Origin of the sequence: Eubacterium sp. AF22-8LB (assembly GCF_003458715.1) — a bacterium.
Lineage (GTDB): Bacteria > Bacillota_I > Bacilli_A > Erysipelotrichales > Erysipelotrichaceae > Holdemanella.
In genome coordinates, this window is record NZ_QRVI01000037.1 from 1 (window position 1) to 15,179 (window position 15,179).

General features: G+C 35.2%; 16 protein-coding genes. 13 read left to right on the plus strand and 3 right to left on the minus strand.

Going from position 1 to position 15,179, the window contains the following annotated elements; genetic code table 11:
- The 9 genes from DWY01_RS10560 to DWY01_RS10600 all read left to right on the plus strand — a co-directional run.
- Nucleotides 1-1,012: PTS sugar transporter subunit IIA (locus DWY01_RS10560; protein WP_117996083.1), on the plus strand; the 1,012-nt coding region annotated here is incomplete at its 5' end.
- Between the two features lie 71 nt (nt 1,013-1,083).
- Entirely contained in the window at nt 1,084-2,412 is a 1,329-nt protein-coding gene (locus DWY01_RS10565) for a 6-phospho-alpha-glucosidase (protein ID WP_117996084.1), read from the plus strand.
- 15 nt (nt 2,413-2,427) lie between these two features.
- The gene (locus tag DWY01_RS10570) at nt 2,428-2,721 is read left to right on the plus strand and encodes a PTS sugar transporter subunit IIB (protein ID WP_117996085.1); all 294 of its coding nucleotides are present in this window, start codon (nt 2,428-2,430) and stop codon (nt 2,719-2,721) included.
- 1 nt (nt 2,722) lies between these two features.
- The gene (locus DWY01_RS10575; protein WP_117996097.1) at nt 2,723-3,043 is read left to right on the plus strand and encodes a PTS lactose/cellobiose transporter subunit IIA; all 321 of its coding nucleotides are present in this window, start codon (nt 2,723-2,725) and stop codon (nt 3,041-3,043) included.
- 1 nt (nt 3,044) lies between these two features.
- Nucleotides 3,045-3,641, plus strand: coding sequence for a hypothetical protein (locus DWY01_RS10580; RefSeq protein WP_117996086.1), 597 nt, complete (start codon nt 3,045-3,047; stop codon nt 3,639-3,641).
- 22 nt (nt 3,642-3,663) lie between these two features.
- Nucleotides 3,664-4,266: a hypothetical protein gene (locus DWY01_RS10585; protein WP_117996087.1), complete on the plus strand. Its 603-nt coding sequence runs from the start codon at nt 3,664-3,666 to the stop codon at nt 4,264-4,266.
- A gap of 48 nt (nt 4,267-4,314) precedes the next feature.
- The gene (deoD, locus tag DWY01_RS10590) at nt 4,315-5,031 is read left to right on the plus strand and encodes a purine-nucleoside phosphorylase (RefSeq protein ID WP_117996088.1); all 717 of its coding nucleotides are present in this window, start codon (nt 4,315-4,317) and stop codon (nt 5,029-5,031) included.
- Nucleotides 5,028-6,212, plus strand: coding sequence for a phosphopentomutase (locus DWY01_RS10595; protein WP_117996089.1), 1,185 nt, complete (start codon nt 5,028-5,030; stop codon nt 6,210-6,212). Before deoD ends, DWY01_RS10595 begins: the two co-directional genes overlap by 4 nt.
- Nucleotides 6,213-6,296: 84 nt before the next feature.
- Nucleotides 6,297-7,631, plus strand: a complete 1,335-nt coding sequence (locus DWY01_RS10600) for an MATE family efflux transporter (RefSeq protein WP_117996090.1) — start codon at nt 6,297-6,299, stop codon at nt 7,629-7,631.
- 2 nt (nt 7,632-7,633) lie between these two features.
- Here DWY01_RS10600 and DWY01_RS10605 read toward each other — a convergent pair whose 3' ends face one another.
- Nucleotides 7,634-8,368 (minus strand): RNA methyltransferase, encoded by a 735-nt coding sequence (locus DWY01_RS10605; RefSeq protein ID WP_117996091.1) that lies wholly within the window; start codon nt 8,366-8,368, stop codon nt 7,634-7,636.
- Between the two features lie 302 nt (nt 8,369-8,670).
- Between DWY01_RS10605 and pheS the strand changes: the two genes are divergently transcribed.
- From pheS to DWY01_RS10625, 4 genes are all read left to right on the plus strand, one after another.
- Nucleotides 8,671-9,705, plus strand: a complete 1,035-nt coding sequence (pheS, locus tag DWY01_RS10610; RefSeq protein WP_117996092.1) for a phenylalanine--tRNA ligase subunit alpha — start codon at nt 8,671-8,673, stop codon at nt 9,703-9,705.
- Between the two features lie 12 nt (nt 9,706-9,717).
- A complete protein-coding gene (pheT, locus tag DWY01_RS10615) occupies nt 9,718-12,105 on the plus strand; it encodes a phenylalanine--tRNA ligase subunit beta (protein WP_117996093.1) in 2,388 nt (795 codons plus the stop codon).
- Nucleotides 12,106-12,199: 94 nt separating this feature from the next.
- Nucleotides 12,200-13,681 carry a glycerol kinase GlpK gene (gene glpK, locus DWY01_RS10620; RefSeq protein WP_117996094.1) on the plus strand — a complete coding sequence of 494 codons (1,482 nt, stop codon included), beginning with the start codon at nt 12,200-12,202 and terminating at the stop codon, nt 13,679-13,681.
- Nucleotides 13,682-13,697: 16 nt separating this feature from the next.
- Nucleotides 13,698-14,411: an AAC(3) family N-acetyltransferase gene (locus DWY01_RS10625; RefSeq protein ID WP_117996095.1), complete on the plus strand. Its 714-nt coding sequence runs from the start codon at nt 13,698-13,700 to the stop codon at nt 14,409-14,411.
- On the opposite strand, the gene DWY01_RS10630 is transcribed toward DWY01_RS10625, so the two are convergent.
- Together DWY01_RS10630 and DWY01_RS11730 are read right to left on the minus strand one after the other, a co-directional pair.
- The gene (locus tag DWY01_RS10630; RefSeq protein WP_117996096.1) at nt 14,395-14,841 is read right to left on the minus strand and encodes a GAF domain-containing protein; all 447 of its coding nucleotides are present in this window, start codon (nt 14,839-14,841) and stop codon (nt 14,395-14,397) included. The genes DWY01_RS10625 and DWY01_RS10630 overlap by 17 nt on opposite strands.
- A gap of 127 nt (nt 14,842-14,968) precedes the next feature.
- A partial coding sequence (locus tag DWY01_RS11730) for a hypothetical protein (RefSeq protein ID WP_207658565.1) occupies nt 14,969-15,179 on the minus strand: 211 nt, incomplete at its 5' end.

Below are 15,179 nucleotides of genomic sequence, written 5' to 3' on the forward strand. Positions count from 1 at the left end.
AGTATTTGATAAATATTCAATCAACTTAAAGGAATCGGAAACTTTATCGAGTAAAATGCTTTTGCACATAGAGTTTATGAATCGACGAGTTATTGGTGGATATGAATTGAAAAATCCCATTGTTGATGATGTAAAGACAAAGTTTCCATTTGCGTTTGAAATCAGCATGATGATTGTTCCCATTCTTTTCAAATACAAACGTGTTTATGTTACAGAAGATGAAATTTCATATTTAACTGTATATGTGGCACAATTTTTAGAGAATGAAAATGTAAAACTTAAAACAATCGTTGTCACAAGTCAGCGCCATAGCGTTAAACAATTGTTGACACAATGGCTTGAAATGTATTTTAAAAACCAGATTGCGATTGTAGATATCATAAATAAGGAAGCTTTGAAAAAGATGGATCTTACATCCATTGATTTAGTCATTACGTTGGATTCATTTCTTATCTTAAAAGATGTTGAAGTATTCAGTATGGATAAGTTGCCAGAAATCAAAGATATTGAACGATTGAATTCAATGATTCACATGATTCGTATGAATAAACGTGTTTCTAAGATATTAGATCGTTATATTCAAAAGGAACATGTAAAGGTATATCCAGACACAAAAGAGCTTTCAGAACTTTTACAAGAGATGTCTCAAAAGTTACATGAATCAGGATTCATATCCGATACAAAAGGATTCTATGAAGATGTTTTGTTGAGAGAAAAGAATTATCCAACCAATTTAGGATCACAAATGATGGTTCCACACGCTCTGTTTACATTTGCCGATAAAACAGGTATCGAAGTGGCCTTGCTGAAAAAGCCATTAGAACATGATGGAAATCAAGTGCAGCTCGTATTCTTATTAGCACTCGAAAAGAAACGAAACGATGAAATGAACTTGTTGTTTCAATTCTTTAACCAAATTGTTTCACACAAAAAATATATGCATGAACTTCTTCAAAGTGAAGATAGTGATGTCTTCATTAAAAACTTATATAGTTTTAAATTGTTAGAGTAAAAAAAACAATAAAACCAAACATAATATATGTATCAATTTATTGTCTTATGAAAAGAAAGTGAGATAGTAAAATGAAGAAATTTTCAATTGTTATTGCAGGTGGAGGAAGTACATATACTCCAGAAATTATTTTAATGTTGTTAGACAACTTAGATCGTTTACCATTAAGAAGTATCAAATTATATGATAACGATGAAGAACGTCAAAATCATGTCGCAAAGGCGTGCGAAATCTTAATCAAAGAAAAAGATCCCACTATTGAATATGTCGCAACAACAGATCCTGAAGTAGCCTATACAGATGTTGACTTTGTATTAGCACATATTCGTGTAGGTAAACTTGGAATGCGATCTTTAGATGAAAAGATTCCATTGAAGTATGGTGTTGTTGGACAAGAAACATGTGGTCCTGGTGGAATGGCTTATGGTTTACGTAGTATTCCGGGTGTATTGGAAAACATTGAATATATGGAAAAATATTCACCAAATGCGTGGATGTTAAATTATTCCAATCCAGCTAGTATTGTAGCAGAAGCATGTCGTCGTTTTAAACCAAACTCAAGAGTTATCAACATTTGCGATATGCCAATCGGTATGGAGCATACAATTGCACGTATTTTAGGTTTCAATAATCGTAAAGAAATGTGCATCCGTTATTATGGATTGAATCACTTTGGATGGTGGACATCAATCAAGGATAAGGATGGAAAAGAATATATTCAAGACTTGATTGCACACCAGTTAAAATATGGAAACTGTTTAGCTGATGATGATGCATCAAATTATACAGATAGCTCATGGTTTGATACAGCTAAAAAGGTAAAGGATATTATTTCAATAGATCCAACAATGTGTCCAAATTCATATTTCCAATATTATTTGTTTGGAGATGATATGGTGGCACATACAGATCCAAATTATACTCGTGCCGATCAAGTTGTGGATACAAGAGAAAAACGTGTATTTGGTGAATGTGCTCGTATTGAAAAGGCTCAAACAGCTAAAGATACAACACTACAAATCGGTATTCATGCTGAATTTATTGTGGATCTAGCAACTGCTTTAGCTTTTAACACACATGAAAGAATGTTGTTGATTGTTCCGAATAACGGAGCGATTTCTAACTTTGAAAACGATGCTATGGTCGAAATTCCATGTATTGTAGGAAAAGATGGTTATGAACCACTAACGGTGGGTGAAATTCCACATTTCCAAAAGGGATTAATGGAACAACAAGTCAATTGTGAAAAACTTGTAGTTGATGCGTATGAGCAGCATAGTTATTTGAAAATGTTGCAGGCATTAACTTTAAATAAATGTGTTCCAAATGCCAATGTGGCAAGAAAAATCTTAGATGATTTTATTGAGGCAAATAAAGCATATTGGCCTGAACTAAAATAGAAAGAGGAAATCAAAATGAAAATATTGTTATGCTGTAATGCAGGAATGTCAAGTTCAATTCTTGTGAAAAAAATTAGAGATATCGCTGAAAAAACAGGTGAAGATATTGAAGTGAGTGCAGTGGCTAATGCTTCAATCAAAAATGAAGTGGGTAAATGGGATGTATGCTTAGTAGGTCCACAATTGGTTTTTGCGGTTGATTCAATTCATCAACAATTAAATATTCCAGTTGCAAGTATTGAACCTAGAGCATACGCAATGGCAGATGGAGCTGCTGCTATTGAAATGGCAAAAAAATTATTGGGGTAATATGGCTAACGTTGAACAAATATCACAAGTTGCTATGCAGGTCATCACATATGCCGGTTTAGCAAAGTCAAGTTATTTAGAAGCTCTTAAATATTATCGTGAAAACGATCAAACAGCTTACGAACAATCAATGTCAAACGGAGATGAGAGTTTTTCACAAGCCCACGAAGCCCATCTTCAATTGTTACAGCAGGAAATGAATACGCAGGAACCACAAATCACAATGTTGATGGCGCATGCGGAAGATCAGCTTATGTCAGCAGAAACAATAAAGACTTTAATTCAAGAAATAATTTTATTGATAGAAAGTAGAGGCAAATAAAATGACAATTTGGGCAGACATTCAGACAAAGAATGGATTTCCATCTGACGAAGTACAATCTTCATTGCAGAAGTATATTCGTCGTGCAAAAGTTGAAGAAGCTTGTCAAGCAGCTTATGAATTATATACTTCAGGACCTGTCTTCTTAGACAAAATGTGGTCTCGTCTAGAAACAATCGCAGTTGAAGATGTTGGATTTGGAGATTTAAATGTCCCTGTTCTAATTCATGCATTAGATCAAATGCGTAAGAACTTCCCATACAATGACGGGGACCAACCAATGTATTTTATCCATGCGATTCGCGTGCTTTGTGCATGTACGAAAGATCGTTCAAGTGATTATTTGAAAAATATCATTATTAAAGAATCTGCCATGGGAAAAGTGGTAGAAGTACCAGATATCGCATTGGATAAACACACTAAACGTGGACAAGAAATGGAACGTGGATCGAAACACTTCTTTGAAGAAGCTACAAAAGTAATTCCACAATTAGAAATCGATAATGATTATCGTGAACGCTATGGAAAGATTCTTGAAACATATGATCCAGATCATGTTGTTGAGAATGCATTCAAATATAGTTCAGAACAATATTAATGGAAAGTGAGTGTACGAGAATATGTCATATAATATTTGGGCTGCCGCAAAAACAAGAAATGGCTTAGCTGCAGATGAAGTGATTTCTACACTTCAAAAAAGCATTCGACGCAATAAAGTAGAAGAAGCATGTCAAGCTGCATATGAATTATATATCACAGGACCTTTGTTTCTTGATAAACTATGGCGTCGATTACTAACAATTTCAGTCGAAGATATTGGCTTTGGAAATTTACAGGCTGCTGTGCAAGTCAACACATTAAATGAAGTACGTAAAACATATGCTTATGATGATGGCGATCAACCAATGTATTTTATTCATGCAATTCGTTTGCTTTGTGCTAGTACAAAGGATCGTTCAAGTGATTATTTAAAGAATATTATTATTAAAGAAGCAGCCATGGGAAAAATTATGGAAGTTCCAGATATCGCCTTAGATAAACACACTAGACGTGGACAAGAAATGGGACGTGGATCAAAGCACTTCTTTGAAGAGGGAACAAAAGTCATTCCTCAATTGGAAATCGACAACGATTATCGTGAAAGATATGGTAAAATTTTAGAGAAGTATGATCCAAATCATGTTGTACCTAATGCATTTAAGTATAACCCAGGACAATATTAAGATGGAAAGACCAGCTTCGACTGGTCTTTATTTTTTAGGAGGAAAATTATGTCAACAGCACACAATAGAGCAAATTTAGAAGATGTCGCAAAAGTCGTATTAATGCCAGGCGATCCTTTACGAGCAAAATTAATTGCTGAGAATTTTTTAGAAAATCCTGTTTTATTTAATGATGTACGAGGCATGCTCGGATATACAGGTACCTATAAAGGAAAACGCGTATCTGTTATGGGATCTGGAATGGGAATGGCTAGTATGGGAATATATTCTTATGAACTGTTCAAATTTTATAATGTAGATGCCATTATACGTGTCGGAAGTACAGGAAGCTATTCTGAAAAATTACCGATGAAGTCTGTGGCTTTAGTGAAAGGTGCCTATTCAGAATCAACTTATGCACTAGCACAAAGTGGTGATACGGCTACGATGCAGTATCCGGATGAAGATTTAAATAATTTAATTGAATCTGTGAGTAAAGAGGTATCAATTCCTGTTGTAGAAACAAATACGCATTCTAGTGACGTGTTCTATTATGAAAAAGATTTGGAACAACCAGAAAAAATGGTCGAAGAACACGATGCACTTTGTGTCGAAATGGAAAGCTTTGCCCTATTCCACAATGCCAAGGTATTGAATAAAAAGGCGGCTTGTCTTTTAACTGTATCGGATTCTTTATGTACAAATGAACACTTAAGTGCCGAAGAAAGACAAACATCTTTTAATGAGATGATTACACTTGCCTTAGAAAGTGCGATTCGTTTATGAAATACAAAAAAATAGTTTGTGTCGTTATTGATTCTTTTGGGATTGGACAAGCTACAGATGCCAAAGAATTTGATGATGTAGGTGCCGATACTTTTGGACATATCCTAGAATATCGCCCGGATTTAAAGATAGACAATTTATATAAATTAGGTTTAGGAAATCTTCATCCAAGTGCAGTATCCACTCAATCTTTAGGATATGCTTTTAAGATGAATGAGGCAAGTTGTTCCAAAGATACAATGACAGGTCATTGGGAAATGATGGGGATTCATACGACAAAACCTTTTAAAACATTTACTGAAAACGGTTTTCCTGATGAATTGGTTCAGGAATTAGAAAGATTAACTGGCCATGTCTTTATTGGAAATAAGAGTGCAAGTGGAACAGAAATTTTAGATGAATTGGCCATGGAAGAGATTCAGTCTGGTGGAAAGAAATTGATTTTGTATACATCAGCTGATAGTGTTCTACAAATATGTGGGCATGAAGAAGTGACAGGCTTAGATGAATTGTATCGTGTTTGTCAAATAGCTCGAGAAATAACGCTGAAACCAGAATATAAGGTAGGAAGAGTTATTGCCCGCCCTTATATTGGAGATTCGGTAGGTCACTTTACACGTACGAGCAATCGACATGATTACGCTTTGTCTCCATCAAGTGAAACCGTACTTGATGTATTAAAATCAAACGCATTGGATGTGATTGGTATTGGTAAGATTTCTGACATCTTTAATGGACAAGGCATAACCAAAAGTATTCACTCTACATCCAGTCATGAGGGTATGCTTCAAACTATGGAAGAAATGAAAACAGACTTTACTGGTTTGTTGTTTACCAATCTAGTTGATTTTGATGCCAAATGGGGCCATCGAAGAAATGTTTCTGGCTACGGGGATGAGCTTGAAGACTTTGATCTTTTATTAGGACAATTACTTAGTGAGATAGACTCCGATACACTATTGATCATAACTGCCGATCATGGAAATGATCCTACATATAAAGGAACCGATCATACTAGAGAGTGTGTACCATGCTTAATGTATTCGCTAAGTATGAAAGAACATGGTATATTGAATGATACAAGTTCCTTTGGAACTATTGGAGCGAGTATTCTAGATAACTTTGATTTATCAAAGCCATCCAATCTAATTGGTGAATCTGTTCTTGACTTGACAAAATAGGAAAAATATATTAACTTATTTTAGCATTTATTTCGTTTTGGTATCCCCTATGAAACTGCCAAAACATAGGGGAGGTATTTTTTAATGGATGTTACACAAAATAAAATGGAACATATGGAAATCAAACAATTAGTGATTTCTATGAGTTTGCCTATCATCATCTCAATGGTGATTCAGGCATTATATAATATTGTCGACAGTATCTTTGTTGCCAAGATTTCAAGCGATGCACTAACAGCTGTATCGTTATGTTATCCGGTTCAAACCATTATGGTTGCGATTGCATGTGGTACAGCCGTTGGCTTTAATACACTATTGGCACGATACTTAGGTGAAAAGAAATTTGACTATGCGAATAACACAATGATGCATGGAATCCTATTAGGCTTTTTAAATGGAATTGTCTTCTTGGTTTTAGGCCTACTATTTTCTAATGTATTCTTATCATGGTTTACATCCGATTCAAATGTGGTTTCACTAGCCAATACATATATTCGTATTTGTACGATGTTTTCCTTCAGTATCTTTGTACAAATCATCTTTGAAAGAGTCATGCAGGCAACAGGAAATGCCATTTACAACATGGTTATGCAAGGAGCTGGAGCCATTATCAATATTATCCTAGATCCTATATTGATCTTTGGATGGTTTGGTCTACCAAGAATGGGAGTAACTGGAGCAGCTATTGCGACAGTAATTGGTCAATTTTGTGGGATGATGATTGGGTATTGGATCACAAAGAAAAAGATTGATTCATTAGAAATTAAAGGTTCTAACTTTAGCTTTTCTACCGACATTTTAGCTCGCATCTATCAAGTAGGTGTGCCAGCTATTTTAATGCAGTCCGTATTAAGCTTTATGACAGTCTTTATGAATATGATTCTAGCGCCAATATCAGCTATGGCCATTACCGTATTTAGTGTTTACTATAAGCTGCAAAACTTCTTGAATATGGCAGTACTTGGAATTACCAATGCCTTGATTCCTATCGTTGCCTATAATAATGGGGCAAGACGAAAGGATCGAGCTATGGATGCGATTCAATTTTCATTGATTTTATCCATTGGTATTATGGCTATAGGAACGATTGTTTTCCAATTATTCCCTAAACAATTATTAGCCATGTTCAGTGCCAATGAAGAAATGTATGGATTAGGCGTTCCTGCATTAAAAATCATTAGCTTTAGCTTTGTGTTTGCCGGTATCAGTATGGTGCTATGTGCAGCCTTCCAGGCTTTAAATAAGGCAAATACTTCTTTAGTCATCACTTTGGCTAGACAACTTGTCATCTTGATTCCATTGACATATGGCTTGATGAAATGTTTTGGTATTAACATAGGATGGTATGCCTTTGTCGTTACAGAATTTATATGTGCCATCTATTCGCTGATTGAATGGAAAAAATTAAAAGGTAGCTAGTGCTACCTTTTTGCGTATTTAAATGTATACATACAAATGGATGCGGCAATGGCCACGTTTAGACTTTCAAAAGTTTCCATTTCAATTTTGACAATGTGATTACTTAAGTCAATCAATTCTTTGCGAACACCTTGACCTTCATTTCCAACTAGAATCGCGTATTTTTCGTTTGGCTTAATATCCTGAAGGTCTTTATGGTTATCGTGTAAAGCTGTTGCGTAAACCTCGATATTTTTGGATTGAAGGTTTTTAATTTCTTCTATTAAATCTGTTTGAATGACAGGGATAAAGAATAAAGCACCTTGACTTGACTGAATTGTTTTAGGATTGTAGATATCGGCACAGCCCTTTGACATATAAATACAATCTATGCCAAAAGAATGAGCGGTTCTTAGAATGGTTCCTACATTTCCTGGATCTTGTACGTTATCTAAAAGCAGAATATTTTCCTCTTTTATGGGAGTTAAACTTAGTTTTTTACATACACCAATCATCTTTGAATTTGAATTTTGATTAGATAACTTATTTAATACCGGTTGCGTTACCGTTTCATAATTGAATTGTACAGGACATTCAATGTTTTCAAGTATAAATAACTCCTGTAGAGCATTTGCGTTAAATGCTTCTTTAACCATGTGTTCGCCTTCAACTAGGAAAAGACCGGTTTTATCACGTTCTTTTTTTTGAATCAGTTTGGCGTATTCTTTTATTTTCTTATTGTTTACCGATTGAATCATACGAAAAGTTTACCATACTTCGGCTTGAAAAAAAACATGGACTTCGATATAATTTTTAATGTTAAAGCAATGAGAAGACATAGTAGCTATTTAACGCTTAGATAAGAGAATAAATCGTTTGGTGAAAGATTTATATAAGTAGGAATAGTGAATTCACCTTTGAGCAAGAGTTAAAACCTCTTCCGTTTCATACGGTTATCATGGTCAATTAAGTGTGTCTATCAAGACGAAGCAAGATGGTAACGCGGCATTTGTCGTTCTTGCATCGTCTTTTTTTGGTTTTTAGGGAAAGGAAGAACAACATGAAAACAATTGAAGAGCTTTTGCAGGAAGCTACACAAAAAATTCAAGATGTGAAGGATTCATCTTCATTAAATGATCTACGTGTCTTGTATTTAGGAAAAAAAGGGCCTGTTCAAGAATTGATGAAGGGCATGAAGGATTTGTCAAAAGAAGAAAAACCAATCTTTGGACAAAAGGTCAACCAGTTGAAACAAGATCTTTCTAAAATGATTGAAGAAAAGAAAGAACAATTGGCAGCTTTAGAAATGCAGAAAAAGATTGAAGCTGAAAAAATCGATATCACATTACCAGGACGTAAACCGGAATTAGGTAATGCTCACCCATTAAACCTTGTTCGCCAAGAATTAGAGGATTTATTCATTGGTTTAGGGTATCAGGTTATTGAAGGTGATGATATCGTAGATGATGAATATTGTTTTGAAAGAGCCAACATTCCTAAGGATCACCCAGCACGTGATATGCAGGATTCTTTATATATTGATCCAAATCGTTTATTAAGAACGCACACAACAGCTATCCAGATGGTTGTATTAGAAGAAAGTGCACCAAATTTACCAATCAAGGTTGTATGTCCAGGTAAGGTATACCGTCGCGACGATGATGATGCGACACACTCACACCAGTTCATGCAGATGGAAGGCTTAGTTATTGGTGAAAAAGTCACTTTAGCGGACTTAAAAGGAACTTTAGAGTTCATGGCTAAAAAATTATTTGGCCAAGACCGTCAAATTCGTTTTAGACCAAGCTATTTCCCATTCACAGAACCAAGTGTAGAAGTGGATGTTTCTTGTCATATTTGTAACGGAAAAGGATGTCCAACATGTAAAGGCACTGGATGGATTGAAATTCTAGGTGCAGGAGAAGTACATCCAAACGTATTAAAGATGGCTGGATATGATCCAGAAAAATGTAGTGGTTTTGCGTTCGGTGTCGGAATTGAGCGTGTTGCAATGTTGAAATATGGTATTGATGATATTCGTCATTTCTATACAAATGATAAACGATTCAATTCTACGTTCAAGCGTTATGAGTAGGAGGATTTAAAGATGCGTATTTCAAGAAAATGGTTTAGTCAATATATGGATGTACAAGATCTTTCTATTGAAGAAATGGCAAAACGTATTACGGATGCTGGCTTTGAAGTAGAAGGTATTGAACATTTATCACAAGGAACAAATTTAGTGATTGGACATGTTGAAACATGTGTGGATCACCCAGACAGTGATCATTTGCACTGCACAACTGTCAATATTGGAAATGAAGTTGTAAATATTGTTTGTGGCGCACCCAATGTCGCTGCTGGACAAAATGTCATTGTAGCTTTACCAGGTGCAGTTTTACCTGGCGGAGAAATTAAGAACGGTGTTATTCGTGGCGTTGAAAGTAATGGAATGATTTGTTCACTATTAGAGCTTGGAGTGGATCCTTCTAGCTTAAATGATGAACAAAAAAGTGGAATTGAAGTATTGCCAACTGATGCACCTGTAGGAAATACAGATCCATTAGGCTATTTAGGCTTAGATGATGAAGTGTTAGATATTGGTTTAACACCAAATCGTAATGATTGTTTAGCTGCATTCAATATGGCAAAAGAAGCTGGAGCTATCTTAAATCGTGAAGTAAAACTTCCAGAATATGCAGGTGCTAGTGATGTAGGTGTTCCTAGTCAATTGCATGTAGAAAGTAAAACAGACAAGTGTCCTTTGTTCTATGGAAAAGTTATTAACCATTTAACGATTAAAGAAAGTCCAAAATGGATGAAAGAATTATTAGCTGCCAGTGGTGTAAAATCAATCAATAATATTGTTGATATTTCGAATATCGTTATGTTAGAAACAGGTCAGCCAATGCACTTCTATGATGCGAAGTCTTTACCTAGTCAAAGTATTGTTGTAGCGGATGGCTTTGATGAAGAATATACAGCATTAGATGGTGTAACTTATCATTTACAGCCAGAAGATATTGTGATTACAAATCAAGGTAAGCCAATCGGTATTGCTGGTGTTATGGGTGGAGATGACTCTAAAATCTTAGACACGACAGATTCTATTATTATTGAATGTGCCATCTTTGATCATGTTGCGATTCGTAATACAGCTCGTCGTTTGAATCTTTCAACGGATGCAAGTGTCCGCTACCAAAAGGGAATTGAACCTTTGGCAAGTAAGAAAGCGTTGGATCGTGCCGTTCAATTATTGATTGAATATGCTGATGCTGATGGTATTGAAGAAACTGTACAATATGGACAAGTTCCTTACGAACCAAAATCAATCACATGTACTTTAGAAGCAATCAACAATCGTTTAGGTACCGACTTTAATTTAGATGAAGTTGTGGATGTATTTGCACGTCTAGACTTTGAACCAGAAGTAACCGACACAACAATCACTTGTCATATTCCAAGCTCAAGAACAGACATGGAAGGTATGGCTGATTTAAGTGAAGAAGTGATTCGTATGTTGGGATACGATCGTTTACCAAGTACTTTACCAGTAATGCCTATGACAGAAGGTAAATTAACATATAAGCAACAAATGATTCGTCAGGCACGCCAATTTTTGTGCAGCCAAGGCTTACAGGATTGCTTAACATATACTTTGATCAGCACAGAAAAGAAGGATAATGCGATCTTAAATAAGGATGAAGCAATTGAACTTGCAAGTCCAATGAGCGAAGAACGTCGTTATATTCGTACAAGCATTTTACCTAGTTTATTAGATGTTGTTTCATATAACCGTTCACGTAATATCAAAGATGTCAATGTATTTGAATTAAGTGATGTTGCTGGTGTCAGTGGAGCTAAAATGCATTTGGCAATTGCGATGAGTGGAAACTTACAGCAAACTCGCTGGACTAATGATGTAACACCTAGTGATTTCTATACACTAAAAGGCTTGGTTGAAGCATTCTTAGAACAAATTGGTATTGCAGCTCAAAGAATTTCTTTTGTAGAAAACAATATGGATACAGAACATTTCCATCCATATCGCAGTGCGAAGATCATGCTTGGAAAAGATTGTGTTGGTTTATTAGGTGATATCCATCCTCAATATGGAAAGAATATTGTAATGGCTGAAATTGATTTTGATGCATTGATTGATGTAAAGAAATCAAAAATCAAATTCACTCCAGTTTCAAAATATCCAAGTGTGTCTCGTGACTTGGCATTCGTTTTAGATCGTGCAATGCCAGTACAAAAGGTTGTAGATACAATTAATAAGCAAGGTCGTTTAAATAAAGAAATGATCATTCGTGATGTAGAAGTATTTGACGTATACGAAGGTGAACATGTAAGCAAGGATGAAAAATCAGTTGCCCTTTCAATCACATTCCAGTCGGATTCTCATACATTAAAAGAAGAAGAACTTAACCAAGTGTTTGAAGCTATTCTTGAGCATATTCAAAAGGATTGCAACGCAACACTTCGTAGCTAAGAGATGTTTTTTGACATCTCTTTTATTTTGTATAGGAAATCTTGTAAAGGGCTTACAAAAAGAATAAAATAAGACATATAAGGAGATTTATTCTATGCAAAAATATATTTTAGCAATTGACCACGGTACTACAAGTACGCGTGCTGTTTTATTTGATAAGCAGGCAAATGTGGTTGAAATTGCCCAAAAAGAAACGACAATATCCTATCCGCATCCAGGCTGGGTGCAACAAGATGCCAATGAAATCTGGCTGGCATGCTTAGCTGTAATGAGTGAGGTTATTTTAAAAAGTAAGATCAGTCCAGAACAAGTAGCGGCTATTGGCATTAGTAATCAAAGAGAGACAAGTGTATTATGGGATGCACATACAGGCCTTCCGGTAAGTCCGGCTATTGTTTGGCAGTCAAAACAGACAAAAGGTATATGTGATAATTGGAAAGAAAAGGGCTATGAAAAAATTGTAAAGGAAAAAACAGGACTTCGTATTGATCCTTATTTTTCTGCAAGTAAGATTCGTTTTATTTTAGATCATAATCCAGATGTCTATGAAAAGGCACAAAAAGGCGATGTATTATTTGGAACAATGGATAGCTGGATTGTTTGGAAGCTATCCGGAGAAAAAACACATATTACGGATGTATCCAATGCGAGTCGTACTTTGTTGTTTAATATTCGTGATTTAAAATGGGATGAAGAATTATTGGATTTATTCGATATTCCTAGACAAATGCTTCCAGAAGTAAAGCCAACATCGTATGCATATTGTAATACGGCATCCTATCATTTCTTTGGACAAGAGGTTCCAATCTGCTCAGTTGTAGGTGATCAGCAGGCTGCTTTATTTGGTCAAGGCTGTTACGAAGCAGGCTCGATCAAGAATACTTATGGCACAGGTGGATTTATGTTGATGAATACAGGAGATAAGATCGTTCATTCAAAAAATGGTTTATTATCGACTGTGGCATGGCAAATTGGTGATAAGGTAGATTATGCGTTGGAGGGAAGTATTTTCGTATCAGGAAGCTTGATGAAATGGCTTCGTGATCAGATGCAGTTGTTTGAAAACACAAAGGAAACACAGGCTATGGCTGAAAGTGTTGAAAATACCAATGGTGTCTATATTGTTCCTGCTTTTGTAGGTTTGGGAGCACCATATTGGGATGATGCTTGTCAGGCCAGTATTTTAGGTTTGACCTTTGGAGCAAATAAAAACCATATCGTACGAGCAGCCTTAGAATCAATGGCTTACCAATCAAAGGATGTTTTAGATGCAATGAAACAGGATAGTCAAATAAATATATCCTCATTAAAGGTAGATGGTGGAGCAGCAGCCAATGATTTCTTATTACAGTTCCAAAGTGATTTATTACAAATGCCTGTGCAACGTTTTAAGACGAATGAATTAACGGCATTAGGAGCTGCCTATCTTGCAGGATTATCTTGTGGATATTGGACACTTGATGAATTGGGTGTCGATCTTCAAAAGGAATTTGTTCCTGAAAAGACATCAAAAGAAATGGATCAATTGTATTCAAATTGGAAAAAGGCGGTTAAAACTTGCCAGAGCTATAAATAAAAGTTAGAATAAGTGCATGGAAATTTATACAAAAGAAGACTTTAAACAAATATTCATCGATTTAGGAATTAAAAAGGGAAGCTTTGTATTATTAGAAGCTGATTTATCAAGATATAGTGGTTTGGTAGGGGACTATCAAATGTTGATTGAAACTTTGCAGGAGTTGATTACAGATCAGGGTTGTTTATATATGCCATGTTTTTCATATTCTTGTTTAGACCCTGCTTGTCTTGAGAATAAATATCCATTCGAAGCATGGAAGGATGTACGAGAAAATCTTCCGGGTTACCATGCATTATATACACCGAGTGAAGTATATAAGGATTGTACGAATTTGTTTTTACACTATAAAGATGTATATCGTTCGAATCATCCTGTTTATAGTTTTGCGTATTGGGGCAATTTTGATGACTCTTTATTGAAGGTGGATGTCAATGATGCATTAACTTTTAAGGGCAGTCTAGCATTATGCAATGAAAAAAATGCCTGTAACCTTCTAATCGGGGTGAATCCAGAAAAGAGTTTATTGGTACAGGCATTTGCGCATGAATTTCAATTGGGTAAGACTATCGTTCAAAGGGCTTTTCTCCATTCTAAACGAAGATTGACAAAATCCTTTCTTGTCAATGTAGTGGATGAAGCTTTGGCTAAAGATATCTTGGATGGTTTAGATGTTTTAAAGAGCGAATCGGATTTAGATTTTATTTATGCACTTAGAAAAGTTCAATAAATAATTGTGCGATTTTTTCTAATTGTTCTTGATCGGTTTTTGAGAAATTCGCATATTCAAAGGAATCAATATCTAGGATGGCAAGGTTCTTGTCATCCTTTTTTATAGGAATACATATTTCTGAATTGCTGGCACAATCACAGGCAATATGACCCGGAAATTGATGTACATCGAGTACAAGCTGTGTTGTTGAAGTAGATGCACATGTTCCTACAACACCTTTGCCGTATGGAATTCTTGTACAGGCTACTTTACCTTGGAAAGGACCTAAGGTACATTCTTGTTTTGTGTCGTCGCAAATATAGAAACCTAACCAGTTGATATGGTTCATTTCATGATACAGTAAGGCAATACAATTAGAAATGTTTGCGATGTTTGGAAGGGTTGGATCTATTAAAGATCGACATTGTTCATATAATAATTCATTCATTTTTATCACCATGTTTATTTTAATGGATTTGATGGAAATTTTCTATCAAAAATAATGCTTTTTCATATTGAAAAAAGTGTTAAATTTCAGTAAACTAAAGGTGTAGATAAAGCTAAATTAAAGGGCTTTATGAATTTGTTTGAAATACTTGAAAACTTGTAAGAATAACAAGCAATACATGATAGCGCGAATCAATATAGTATGCAAAACAAATTTCTTTGGAGAAGAAGATTTTAGTAGGTTTGACGGAGCTGAATGAATCTTCTTTTCTTTTTTTAAAAATTTTTTTAAAAAAGGGGTTTACAAAGAATAAAGTATTTGGTAATATAGATGAGCAC

Excerpts from the sequence above, each read along its gene's own strand:
- DWY01_RS10565 (WP_117996084.1), top strand. The coding sequence starts at position 1,084 with ATGAAGAAATTTTCAATTGTTATTGCAGGTGGAGGAAGTACATATACT.
- DWY01_RS10570 (WP_117996085.1), top strand. The coding sequence starts at position 2,428 with ATGAAAATATTGTTATGCTGTAATGCAGGAATGTCAAGTTCAATTCTT.
- DWY01_RS10575 (WP_117996097.1), top strand. The coding sequence starts at position 2,723 with ATGGCTAACGTTGAACAAATATCACAAGTTGCTATGCAGGTCATCACA.
- DWY01_RS10580 (WP_117996086.1), top strand. The coding sequence starts at position 3,045 with ATGACAATTTGGGCAGACATTCAGACAAAGAATGGATTTCCATCTGAC.
- DWY01_RS10585 (WP_117996087.1), top strand. The coding sequence starts at position 3,664 with ATGTCATATAATATTTGGGCTGCCGCAAAAACAAGAAATGGCTTAGCT.
- deoD (WP_117996088.1), top strand. The coding sequence starts at position 4,315 with ATGTCAACAGCACACAATAGAGCAAATTTAGAAGATGTCGCAAAAGTC.
- DWY01_RS10595 (WP_117996089.1), top strand. The coding sequence starts at position 5,028 with ATGAAATACAAAAAAATAGTTTGTGTCGTTATTGATTCTTTTGGGATT.
- DWY01_RS10600 (WP_117996090.1), top strand. The coding sequence starts at position 6,297 with ATGGATGTTACACAAAATAAAATGGAACATATGGAAATCAAACAATTA.
- DWY01_RS10605 (WP_117996091.1), bottom strand. The coding sequence starts at position 8,368 with ATGATTCAATCGGTAAACAATAAGAAAATAAAAGAATACGCCAAACTG.
- pheS (WP_117996092.1), top strand. The coding sequence starts at position 8,671 with ATGAAAACAATTGAAGAGCTTTTGCAGGAAGCTACACAAAAAATTCAA.
- pheT (WP_117996093.1), top strand. The coding sequence starts at position 9,718 with ATGCGTATTTCAAGAAAATGGTTTAGTCAATATATGGATGTACAAGAT.
- glpK (WP_117996094.1), top strand. The coding sequence starts at position 12,200 with ATGCAAAAATATATTTTAGCAATTGACCACGGTACTACAAGTACGCGT.
- DWY01_RS10625 (WP_117996095.1), top strand. The coding sequence starts at position 13,698 with ATGGAAATTTATACAAAAGAAGACTTTAAACAAATATTCATCGATTTA.
- DWY01_RS10630 (WP_117996096.1), bottom strand. The coding sequence starts at position 14,841 with ATGAATGAATTATTATATGAACAATGTCGATCTTTAATAGATCCAACC.